Annotated in this window: 8 protein-coding genes; 7 read left to right on the top strand and 1 reads right to left on the bottom strand. The window is 46.6% G+C overall.

Annotation, left to right across the window (positions count from 1 at the left end; genetic code table 11):
• Positions 1–99 precede the first annotated feature (99 nt).
• The 5 genes from lysS (at position 100) to GJU82_RS11275 (ending at position 7,786) form a co-directional block, all read left to right on the top strand.
• Positions 100–1,821, top strand: coding sequence for a lysine--tRNA ligase (lysS, locus tag GJU82_RS11295; protein WP_153632237.1), 1,722 nt, complete (start codon positions 100–102; stop codon positions 1,819–1,821).
• Positions 1,822–1,832: 11 nt separating this feature from the next.
• Positions 1,833–2,837 carry an NAD(P)H-dependent glycerol-3-phosphate dehydrogenase gene (locus tag GJU82_RS11290; RefSeq protein WP_153632236.1) on the top strand — a complete coding sequence of 335 codons (1,005 nt, stop codon included), beginning with the start codon at positions 1,833–1,835 and terminating at the stop codon, positions 2,835–2,837.
• A gap of 21 nt (positions 2,838–2,858) precedes the next feature.
• A complete protein-coding gene (locus tag GJU82_RS11285; RefSeq protein WP_153632235.1) occupies positions 2,859–4,202 on the top strand; it encodes a glucose-6-phosphate isomerase in 1,344 nt (447 codons plus the stop codon).
• 177 nt (positions 4,203–4,379) lie between these two features.
• Positions 4,380–5,771 carry a dihydrolipoyl dehydrogenase gene (gene lpdA, locus GJU82_RS11280; protein WP_153632234.1) on the top strand — a complete coding sequence of 464 codons (1,392 nt, stop codon included), beginning with the start codon at positions 4,380–4,382 and terminating at the stop codon, positions 5,769–5,771.
• 629 nt (positions 5,772–6,400) lie between these two features.
• The gene (locus tag GJU82_RS11275) at positions 6,401–7,786 is read left to right on the top strand and encodes an aminopeptidase C (RefSeq protein WP_228488673.1); all 1,386 of its coding nucleotides are present in this window, start codon (positions 6,401–6,403) and stop codon (positions 7,784–7,786) included.
• Positions 7,787–8,045: 259 nt separating this feature from the next.
• On the opposite strand, the gene GJU82_RS11270 is transcribed toward GJU82_RS11275, so the two are convergent.
• Positions 8,046–9,290, bottom strand: a complete 1,245-nt coding sequence (locus GJU82_RS11270) for a serpin family protein (RefSeq protein WP_153632233.1) — start codon at positions 9,288–9,290, stop codon at positions 8,046–8,048.
• Between the two features lie 300 nt (positions 9,291–9,590).
• Here GJU82_RS11270 and GJU82_RS11265 point away from each other — a divergent pair, with 300 nt between their 5' ends.
• Entirely contained in the window at positions 9,591–10,154 is a 564-nt protein-coding gene (locus GJU82_RS11265; RefSeq protein WP_153632232.1) for an RNA polymerase sigma factor, read from the top strand.
• Positions 10,148–11,629 carry an outer membrane beta-barrel protein gene (locus tag GJU82_RS11260; protein WP_153632231.1) on the top strand — a complete coding sequence of 494 codons (1,482 nt, stop codon included), beginning with the start codon at positions 10,148–10,150 and terminating at the stop codon, positions 11,627–11,629. The genes GJU82_RS11265 and GJU82_RS11260 overlap by 7 nt, the downstream gene beginning before the upstream one ends.
• Position 11,630 lies beyond the last annotated feature (1 nt).

The following is an 11,630-nucleotide window of genomic DNA, read 5'->3' as shown; positions in this document are numbered from 1 at the left end:
TAAAATGCTTTGTCGACCGGGGCATCCAACCACAAATAAGATTTCTTTGTTATCTTTGCAGATAATTTTCTCAAACGTAGAACTGGAGAACGTTTAAAAATGAGTAACATAGAGCTGAGTGAACAGGAAATTATCCGCCGTAATTCGCTGAATCGGTTGCGGGAACTGGGCATTAATCCCTATCCTGCCGAAATGTACAATGTCAACGCTACCGCGAAGGAGATAAAGGAGCAGTTCGATTCAGAAAAAGAGAATTTTCAGGACGTAACTTTTGCCGGTCGCATCATGAGCCGGCGCATCATGGGCAAAGCCTCGTTTGCCGGATTACAGGACAGCACCGGACGTATCCAGATATATGTCAACCGCGACGAGCTTTGTCCGGATGAAGACAAAACCCTCTACAACGAAGTATTCAAGAAATTACTTGATATTGGCGACATCATTGGCGTGAAAGGCTTTGTGTTTATCACCCAAATGGGCGAAATATCCATTCATGTGAAAGAGCTCACCGTTTTGAGCAAATCCATTCGCCCGTTACCGGTAGTGAAAGAAAAAGACGGTAAAGTGTTCGATGCTTTTACCGATCCCGAACAACGTTACCGTCAACGGTATGTCGACCTGATTGTTAACCCGCAGGTGAAGGACGTTTTCGTGAACCGTACGAAAATCATCAACACCATGCGCGAGCTGTTTAATGAGCAAGGCTACCTCGAAGTAGAAACGCCCATTTTGCAACCCATTCCGGGAGGAGCAGCTGCCCGTCCGTTCGTCACACACCACAATGCGCTGAACATGCCACTCTATCTGCGTATTGCCAACGAGCTCTACCTAAAAAGATTGATCGTCGGCGGTTTCGACGGTGTGTACGAGTTCTCCAAGGATTTCCGTAACGAGGGAATGGACCGTACGCACAATCCTGAATTCACAGTGATGGAAATCTATGTAGCCTACAAGGACTACCACTGGATGATGGACTTCACGGAGGAGATGATTGAGCGTGTAGCCATAGCTCTTCATGGCACCACCAAAGTGCAGTTGGGCGACAAGGAAATTGATTTCAAACGCCCGTTCAAACGGGTTCCTATGTACGATGCCATCAAGGAACACACCGGCATCGACATTTCCGGCATGGATGAAGAACAGCTTCGCGGTGTTTGTAAGAACCTCGATATCGAGGTTGCCCCGACCATGGGAAAAGGCAAACTCATCGACGAGATTTTCGGCGAAAAATGCGAGGGCAATTACGTCCAGCCGACTTTCATCATCGATTATCCGAAAGAGATGTCGCCGTTGTGTAAAAAGCACCGCGACAATCCTGATTTGACTGAGCGTTTTGAGTTAATGGTTAACGGAAAAGAGCTCTGCAACGCTTATTCTGAGCTAAACGATCCCATCGACCAGTTGGAACGTTTCCAGGAACAACTTCATCTGTCGGAAAAAGGAGATGATGAAGCTATGTACATCGATATGGACTTCGTGCGTTCGCTGGAATATGCTATGCCTCCCACATCAGGAATGGGTATCGGTATCGACCGTCTCACCATGTTGATGACCAACAATCTCTCTATTCAGGATGTCCTCCTCTTCCCGCAAATGAAACCGGAGAAGAAATCGGAAGGTGACACCGACGGGAAATTCGAAGAGTTAGGCATTCCGAATGATTGGGCAGGTGTCATTCGGAAGATGGGCATCACCAAAGTAGAGCAACTTAAAGAGATTAAACCCGGCAAGTTATTCAATGACCTCTGCGGGTACAACAAGAAAAACAAACTGGGTTTGACCAATCCCTCGGCGGATGAGGTCAAGCAGTGGGTAAACTAGACTTTCACTGAATGTCTGAAATAAGCGAGAAATTAAGAATTGCCATCATCGGAAGCGGAAGCTGGGCCACAGCTCTTGCCAAGATATTTATGAATAATGTTCCGGAACTCAACTGGTATTTCCGCAAGGCAGAAACCATCGATTTGTTCCGGAAATTCCACCACAATCCCAATTACCTGCAGTCGATTGAGTTTGATGTCAAACGGGTTCATTTCTATTCCGACATCAACGAAATTGCCGGGCAATCGGATATTCTGGTCTTTGCTATTCCTTCGGCCTTTCTGAAGGATGCCTTAAAAGATCTGACGGTCGATATCACGAACAAGTTTGTGGTATCTGCCATCAAAGGGATTGTTCCCGATGATAACCTGGTGGTGGGACAATTTTTCCATGAGTACTACAACATGCCCTACGAGCAGTTCGGCGTTATTGCCGGCCCGTGCCACGCTGAAGAGGTAGCACGGGAATTGTTGTCGTACCTCACCATTGCCAGTCCGGATGTAAAAAGGGCGCGGCAGTTCGCGTTCCTTCTCGAAAGTCCTTATATCCGGACGCATATTTCCGACGATATCTGGGGAACCGAATACTCTTCCGTTCTCAAGAATATCATGGCCATTGCAGCAGGTATTTCGCACGGTTTACGCTATGGCGACAACTTCCAGGCTGTCCTGATGTCGAATGCCATCCAGGAGATCAAACGGTTTGTGGATACGGTACATCCCATTACCCGCGATATCAAATCGAGTGCATACCTCGGTGACCTGCTGGTAACCGGCTATTCGCAATACTCCCGTAACCGGACCTTTGGTGCCATGGTTGGCAAAGGTTACACGGTACGTACCGCCATGCTCGAAATGCACATGATTGCAGAAGGTTACTTCGCCACCAAGTGTATTCGCGAAATAAATAGCCGGTACAACGTGAACATGCCCATCACCGACGCTGTTTACAATATACTGTACGATAATATATCGCCCGCTATTGAGCTGAGAATCTTAACAGAACATCTTCGATAATCATATTTTAATCTCACTGTCATGAACAATATTAAGCTGGATATGGAGAAAGCCTTTTCTTTTGTTTCCCACGAAGAAGTTTTCGCCTGGAAGGAAACCATGGAAAAGAACAACGTATCTCTCCACGAAAAGACTGGAAAAGGAAACGATTTTCTGGGTTGGGCCAACCTGCCAACTGCCATCACCGAAGAACACCTGAGTGATGTGGAAGAAACAGCAGCCCGTCTCAGAAGTAAGAAACTTGACATTTTTGTGGTCATCGGAATCGGTGGTTCGTACCTGGGCGCTAAAGCTGTGGTTGATGCACTGTCCGATTCGTTTGCTCACCTCAAAGGAGGCGGTGCCCCACATATTCTCTTTGCCGGACAGAACATCGGTGAAGACTACCTGTACGAACTACGCGAGCTGCTGAAAGGCAAAGAATACGCCATGACAGTTATTTCCAAATCGGGAACCACCACCGAACCGGCATTGGCATTCCGCCTGCTTCGTCAGGATATTGAAGATAAATACGGTGTGGAAGAAGCCCGTCAGCGTATTGTAGCCATTACCGACGAGAGTAAAGGTGCGCTGCGTACGCTCGCTGATGCGGAAGGTTACAAAACCTACGTTATTCCGGATGATGTCGGTGGACGTTACTCCGTTCTGACCCCGGTGGGGCTGGTACCGATTGCCGTTGCCGGGTTCGATGTTCGTGCGCTTGTACAAGGTGCCCGCGACATGGAGAAAGCCAGCGATGTGAACGTACCGTTCGAGAACAACCTGGCTGCGCAGTACGCCGCTGTTCGTAACAGCCTGTACAAAGCAGGTAAGAAAATCGAAATCCTGGTGAATTTCACCCCGAAACTGCACTACTTCTCCGAATGGTGGAAACAGTTGTATGGCGAGAGTGAAGGAAAAGAAGGCAAAGGAATTTACCCGGCCAGCGTTGACTTTACCTCCGACCTGCACTCTATGGGACAGTACATCCAGGAAGGTGAGCGCATCCTGTTCGAAACCGTTATCTCGATCGCCAATCCCGATAACGAAGTTCGTATCCCGGAAGACAAGGACAACCTCGATAAACTGAATTACCTGGCTGGCAAACGTGCCGATGAAGTGAATAAGATGGCTGAACTGGGAACCGCCCTGGCCCACATGGACGGCGGCGTTCCGAACATCCGTGTGGAAGTTCCGAAACTCGACGAATACAACATCGGCCAGTTGATTTATTTCTTTGAGATAGCCTGCGGAATGAGCGGTTACGCCCTCGGGGTGAATCCGTTCGATCAGCCCGGGGTAGAGGCGTACAAAAAGAACATGTTTGCCCTGCTCGAGAAACCCGGCTTTGAAGAGGAAACCAGGAAGATCAAATCACGCCTGTAATTAGAATAACAGGCTTGCCATAACACAAAAGCTGCTCTCACCGGGCAGCTTTTGTGTTTGAAACGAATATTATCCTATCTTTACCCTGCTCGATTGCTTACAGCTTCCCCGAACATAACGAACCTTTCTTTGTTGGAAGAAGTGAAAAATTTTTTCCGGAAAACGATTGATAAAAAAATGAATTACGATCTTTTAGTGATAGGAAGTGGTCCGGGCGGATATGTTGCCGCTATCAGGGCCTCGCAGCTCGGTTTAAAAGTAGCTGTAGTTGAAAAGGAAAACCTGGGTGGAATTTGCCTGAACTGGGGATGTATTCCTACCAAATCGTTGCTGAAAAGCGCACAGGTTTTCGAGTATACCAAACATGCAGCCGATTATGGTGTAACTATTGATGGCGATATCAAACCTGACTTTACCGGCATGGTAAAACGCAGTCGCGATGTTGCCGGAGGTATGAGCAACGGTGTTCAGTATCTTTTCAAGAAGAACAAAATTGAAAAGATTGAAGGTTTTGGAACGCTGGTTGCCAAAAACACCATTGAAGTAACCGACAGCAAAGGGAAAAAAGAAAAGTATACAGCCGGGCACATCCTACTGGCAACGGGCGCTCACTCAAAACAGTTGCCTAACCTGCCGCAGGATGGTAAAAAAATCATTGGTTACCGCCAGGCGCTTTCTCTCGAAAAACAACCCGAAAGCATGGTGGTTGTGGGCTCAGGAGCTATCGGTAGCGAGTTTGCCTATTTCTATTCCGCTATCGGGACCAAGGTAACGTTGGTCGAATTCATGCCAACGCTGGTTCCCAACGAAGATGCTGACGTAGCTGCCCAGCTTGGGCGCTCGTTCAAGAAAATGGGTATGAAAGTAATGGTGAATTCTTCGGTTGAGAAAGTTGATACTTCAGGTAAGAAGTGCAAAGTAACCGTGAAGACCAAGAAAGGCGAAGAGCAGATTGAAGCGGATATTGTGCTTTCAGCAGTTGGTATCGAGCCGAACCTCGAAGGCATTGGCCTCGAAGAGATGAAAATTGCTACCGAAAAAGGTAAAATCAAAGTCGACGATTATTACCGTACGAACGTAGAAGGCGTTTATGCCATCGGTGATATCGTTCACGGACCGGCATTGGCACACGTGGCTTCCGCCGAAGGTATCATCTGTGTTGAGAAGATTGCCGGTGAAAATCCGCAGCCGCTCGATTACGGAAATATTCCGGCCAACACGTACACCTCGCCTGAAATTGCTTCGGTAGGTATGACCGAAAAGGCGGCCAAAGAGGCCGGCTACGAGCTGAAAGTCGGTAAATTCCCGTTCACCGCATCCGGTAAGGCCAAATCGGCCGGTGCTCCTGATGGCTTTGTGAAACTGGTTTTCGATGCCAGGTATGGAGAATTGCTCGGAGCTCATATGATTGGTGCCAATGTAACGGAGATAATTGCCGAACTGGTGGTTGCCCGTAAGCTGGAAATTACCGGTCACGAGCTCATTAAGTCGGTACACCCGCACCCAACCATGAGCGAAGCTGTTATGGAAGCTGCAGCCGCCGCTTTCGACGAGGTGATTCACCTGTAAAAAGAGATTTTTTCTATCGGGATACGAACCCTCCGGTTACTGCCATACCGGAGGGTTTTTTTATGCTTTTGCCTGAGTCGGGCTCACATTCCTGTTCGATGCAGACAAAGCACTTTCTGAAAATTAGGCACTTCATCAGAAAAAGATGAAGTACTTCCCGGAACTGAGGGACTAAATTCGAATCTGGGGAAGTACCTGCCGAAATTCAGTGTTAAAAATTCAGAACCGGATGAGGCACTTCCCGAGACGAATGGGCTAAATCTGAATCTGATTTAGTACTTCCCGAAACAGAGGGACTAAATTTGAATCTGGTGAAGTACCTGCCGAGACTCAGATGCTAAATTCGGAAGCGGATGAGGCACCTCCCGAAACTCAGGCGCTAAATCTGGATCTGATTTAATACTTCCCGAAACGGAGGGGCTAAATTCGAATCTGATTTAGTACCTGCCGTAATTGAGGCACTTCATTTCAATGAGAATGGTACTTCTGTAAAAAGGGGGTTACTCAAAATCCGGGCATTTGGGCGTTGGAAGCCGCCACTTTCTGCTAAAAACTGACGAAAGTTTCCCGGCAGGTTTTTTCATATCGCTATATTTACCCTTCAACTTTAAATAAAACGATAATTGAATATGATGAAGAAACTAACACTGCTGGCTCTCGTGGGACTGTGGACTGCTAATGCCGTTTGGGCGCAATCGGGTGCGCTGACAGCAGGCCAACTAAAGGAAATCAGACAATCGTACAAGGAAGATTCGTACACCAAAGCGATGGAGAACGCGCTTTCGAATAACGACATTAATAAGCTGGCGCTGAACCGTGACAATGTAGGAAAGGTAGACCAGCATTTTAAATACAAAGTTGATGTTTCGGGAATTACTGACCAAAAGGGCTCGGGGCGTTGCTGGATGTTTACATCGCTGAATATTTTGCGACCGGTGGGCATGAGGCATTTCAACGTCGATAAATTTGAGTTCTCGGAGAACTACCTCTATTTCTACGATATTTTCGAAAAGGCCAATCTGTTTCTGAACAATGTGGTTGCCAGCGCCGATCTTCCGTTTACCAGCCGAAAAGTGAACTGGTATTTCAAATCGCCAGTGGATGATGGTGGTGTTTGGAACTCGTTTGTCAACCTGGTGAACAAATACGGTATAGTGCCGAAGAGTGTCATGCCCGAAACCCATTCGAGTGAGAATACGCGAAAAATGGTGAAGTTCATTGTGACCAAGTTGCGGGAAGATGGGATAGAACTGCGCCAGATGGTAGCCGGCAAAAAGTCGAAGGCCAACATTGAGGGCCGCCGCGTAGAAATGCTGAAAGACGTTTACCGGATGTTGGCCCTGAACCTGGGAAATCCGCCGGAACAGTTCCGTTGGAGATACAAAGATAAAGGCGGGAACCTGTCGGAATACAAAACCTACACACCGCAGCAGTTCCGCGATGAGGTATTGGGTGATATTAAACTGTCGGATTACGTGATGCTGATGAACGACCCGGCCCGGCCGTATTACAAGCACTACGAAATAGCGAATTACCGCAATACCGAGGAAGGCATTAACTGGAACTACGTGAACCTTCCGAATGATGTCATCAAGCAGTTTGCCATCGAGTCGGTTAAAAACAACGAGCCGATGTACGCTTCCTGCGATGTAGGCGCCTTCTATGTGAAAGGTTCGGGCGTGTTGTCTACCGAGAATTATGATTACGGAGCGGTTTACGGCGTAAAATTCGGCATGGACAAGAAGCAGCGCATCCTGACTGGAGAAAGTGGTTCTTCACACGGAATGGCGCTGATTGCCGTCGATGTGAACGACCAGGGAAAACCCACGAAGTGGCAGTTCGAAAACAGCTGGGGACCGGATTCTGATTATCACGGTTACCTGACCTTTACCGACAACTGGTTCAATCAATACATGTTCCGGTTTGTGATTAACAAAAAGTACCTCGATGCCAAAACGTTGAAAGTTTGGGGTGAAAAAGCGGAAATGCTTCCTCCGTGGGATCCGATGTTCTGATAAGAAATGAAGAAAACTCGTTGTGTGAATCTGGCTCGTCAAGATTTTTCAGGCCCCTCACCCCGGCCCTAAAGGGCGAGTCCTGAAAAATCAAGCTTTCCCTTTAGGGTAAAAAAGCTGGATTTTTCGAGTGCAGGACATTTCACACAACGAATCAAAAAAAGTAAAGGGACGACCAACGGGGCCGTCCCTTTTTTGGTGTTCAAAAAACACAGCGGTATGAATAGAAAATATTGATGTTTGTTTGGTTTCTGTCCTCCTAACTTTCTATTGTCGGGTTGGCCATTTGTCCCATAAACAGGATGGCGCCGGTATCTTCTTCCGTAATGAAAAACAAGAATGGGTGGTCTGCATGAAAAAGTACCAGTGTATTACCCGGTCCGACAGACGTTACCCCTATTGCAACGGATGTCGCACCTGCAGCTTCCGTTCCCTCTTCATTTACTTCGATAAAAGTCTTATGTTTTACTTTGCTGATGTATAATCCGCCTTTGGAATTGATATTGGTAAAATCGGCTTCCGATTTTGAAAAGGCTTTCGGCATTCCCAGTGAAGCTAACACATCGTTCAGGTTGGTTTCCCATGAAAATGTGAACTTGGGCAACCAAGCATCCAGCTCAACCGGTTGGCTCATTCCCTTCAGATAAGTCTGCCATGAATCGTTATCCAACGATTGCAGAATTTCTGTGGTCGGCACTCCCTCGTTTGGCAGTATCACAAGCATTCTGAATTTTTCCCTTCCGTAAGGAAAAGCCGCCATCCGGAAATTGTTGGTCGCCAGGTACGACAGTTTCTGGTTTTTCCGCATCATCGGAACGTTGACCGTGTTGCCATCCGAAAGAGTAAATGGTTTACTTTGGGTTGCATCTGAATCGAACTTTTCGGCCCAGCTTCCTTTAAAATAAATCGCGTTGAGCAGGTACATCACATCATTTGGATCAATGGATGTAACCATTTTCTGAATCTTGTCATGGGTTTTCCGGCCCACCCAATCGTTGATGCGATTTACTGCATTATTATCGAAGGGAAGCCGGGTAACTTCGGCATCGTAATAATCATTGTTGGTTTCGGTAAATTTATCGAGCACTTGAAAACTTTCCCGAATCCAGATGGAATTGGCAATATCGAGATCGACGCTGGTATCGCAGTTTCGCAAAGCGGGAATGAGTTTCTGATAGGCAGAATTGATGTCATCGGTCGTAAATCCGTTGGACGATAATACCTGTTCCATCTCGGATCGGGTGTCGCTGTTTGCTCCGTTGAGGGCCATGCTCAGGGCACTCGAAATACTTAGCGGCGATATCATCAGGTTGGCGCCCGCTTCGCTGTTTTCCACCAGCGAACCAAACAAATTAAATCCGAACCGATTGTCGGAGTCTACTATTTCCGTTGATTTCTCATCGAGTTTGATGTCGGTCCCGGGCGAATCATTATGCTGGCCCGAAGAACATCCGGTCATTGTACCCGGCAGCAAAATCAGGGTAACTAGCTTTGTCAACTTCATGGTTTGATATTTTAAAAATAGACGCAGACATTACGTAATTGGTTGCGTACATGAAAATTCGGACGATGACGCAACCATTTGTCATGAGGTTCGCGTCTATTCATTGAGTTTAGAAAAGTACCGGTCAATCTAAATGAAATGAGAATGGATGTATACCCCCAAATACAGAGAGGTTATCAATATTTTTTAACCAAAACAGTTTGCGCATTGCGTTCTTATATTGCAGGAATTTATTTAGGTTGCAGATTAATTTAATTCGGGCCTGATTTTTGATTGAGATTCTGAACTAAAACATTCTGCGTGACCGACCTGGATGATATTATAAAAAAATGCTCAGCTGGCGACCGAAAATCGCAGTCCTTGTTATATCAGCGCTTCGCAGGCAAGATGTACGGGGTTTGTCTGCGGTATTCGAAAGATGCCACAGAAGCTGAAGATAATCTCCAGGAAGGTTTTATCCGGGTATTTACCAAAATAGATCAATTTGGATTCAGGGGCTCATTCGAGGGGTGGATGAGACGAATCATGGTAAATACGTCACTTGAAAAATTCCGCAAGCAAAATAATCTGTATCCGGTAGAAAATATTACCGTGTATGAAGGGAAACAACTGGGTGAAGATTTATTGGCTCAGATTACGGCCGATGAATTGCTCCAGGTGGTACAGGAACTGCCGGCGCATTACCGCATGGTGTTTAACCTGTATGCCATTGAAGGATATTCCCATAAGGAAATTGGGGACAAGATGGGAATTTCAGAGGGGACCTCCAAATCGAACCTTTCGAGGGCGAGGGTGATATTGCAGAAGAAAGTATATGAGAAATTTGGTATCGAAAAGAGCAAAGTCAATAGTACAATATGTTAGCTGAAAAACACGATATAGACCAACTTTTCCAGGACAGGCTGGAGGATTATGAAGTGAATCCTCCCATATATCTTTGGAAAAATATCGAAGATGGGCTCAATAATCGGAAAAGGGCGCACCGGCTGGCTTTAATAAAAGGGTTGTCGATTGCTGCTGCGGTAGTACTCGCATTTGTCGCCGGATGGATGTTTACACAGCCACATCAGGAGCAAGTGACAAAAGAAGTGGTTGTTGTGCCGCAAAACGATTCAGGCATCCGGCAAGAACAGATCAATTCTGATGTTAATGCCTCCATATCCCGGGCAAACGCAAATCACGTACCCGTGAAAATGAATGCCCGCGTGGCATCGGTGCAACCAGTCAAACTGAGTAACCGGGCTGGTATTGGTAATGATAATACGGTACAGGTTAACCAGTCGGCTGTTTTTGCGGTAGCCGAAAGAAGGAAGGACGAAACATTGTCGATGTTAAGCGCCCGTTTGCCATCGATAAATACAGCTAATAACCCGGGTTTATCGGGGAAAAATGAAAACTGGATCCGGTTTCTCTCAAAATGTTTAGGGTTAAATAACAATGATGCCCCGCATTTGACGATTTCGGAGCAGGAACTGAGAGACCGGAGAATGATTGCCTCGAATATTCAGGAATATGCGAAGAAGGATAAAACGGTCAAACGCTGGAAGCTGGCAGCGGAAGCGTCGCCACTCTTCTCCGGAGTTTCTTCATCTGGCGACCATAACGATTATATGTATGCAGCCAATGCTTTATCAAATAGTTCCCCGGCACCGTCTACTACCACTGAGCCAACGCTTTCGGGAGGAGTGATGTTCGGATATAAACTCAACAAGCGATTATCGGTTAAATCGGGTATTGTCTACTCGAAAATCAGGCATAACACCAATCATGTTTCGGTTTTTGGTGGAAATAATTCAACATATGCCATTGCTGGAACTGATTATGGGGTTAATTCTAAATCGACAACTTATGCTGCTAATACTGAAGTTGGTCTGGTGAAATTTGGGAGGCCGCCCGGGTCGATAAAAGACGGAGCGTACTTAGCCGTCAATATGTCTAATAGTGAGCTCTCCAGTACTACGGCTTACGCCAGTAATGCCGATTTGAAGCAGAACCTGGAATATATCGCAATTCCGGTTTTGGTGGCCTATCACCTTATCGACAGGAAGGTGAATGTTGATTTAACGGGAGGAATGAGTACCAACATCTTGGTTGGCAACAATGCTTCGCTGTATGAAGGGGGAGTAAAAACCCAGGGGGGGGAAACCAGTCAGTTGCGTGATTTGGTATATGCCGGAACGGTTGGCCTTGGTTTGGGATACGATTTAAGTAAGCGGGTAACAGTAACGCTGGAACCCCGGGTGAAATATTACCTCAATTCCATTAGCACCAGCAATCATATCAATTATCGTCCCTATCAACTCGGAATTTACACGGGTGTAACCTACGCATTTAATTAAA

The organism is Prolixibacter sp. SD074 (assembly GCF_009617895.1).
Lineage (GTDB): Bacteria > Bacteroidota > Bacteroidia > Bacteroidales > Prolixibacteraceae > Prolixibacter.
Note: the sequence above shows the minus strand (reverse complement) of the source record. Positions and strands in the feature narration are given on the sequence as shown.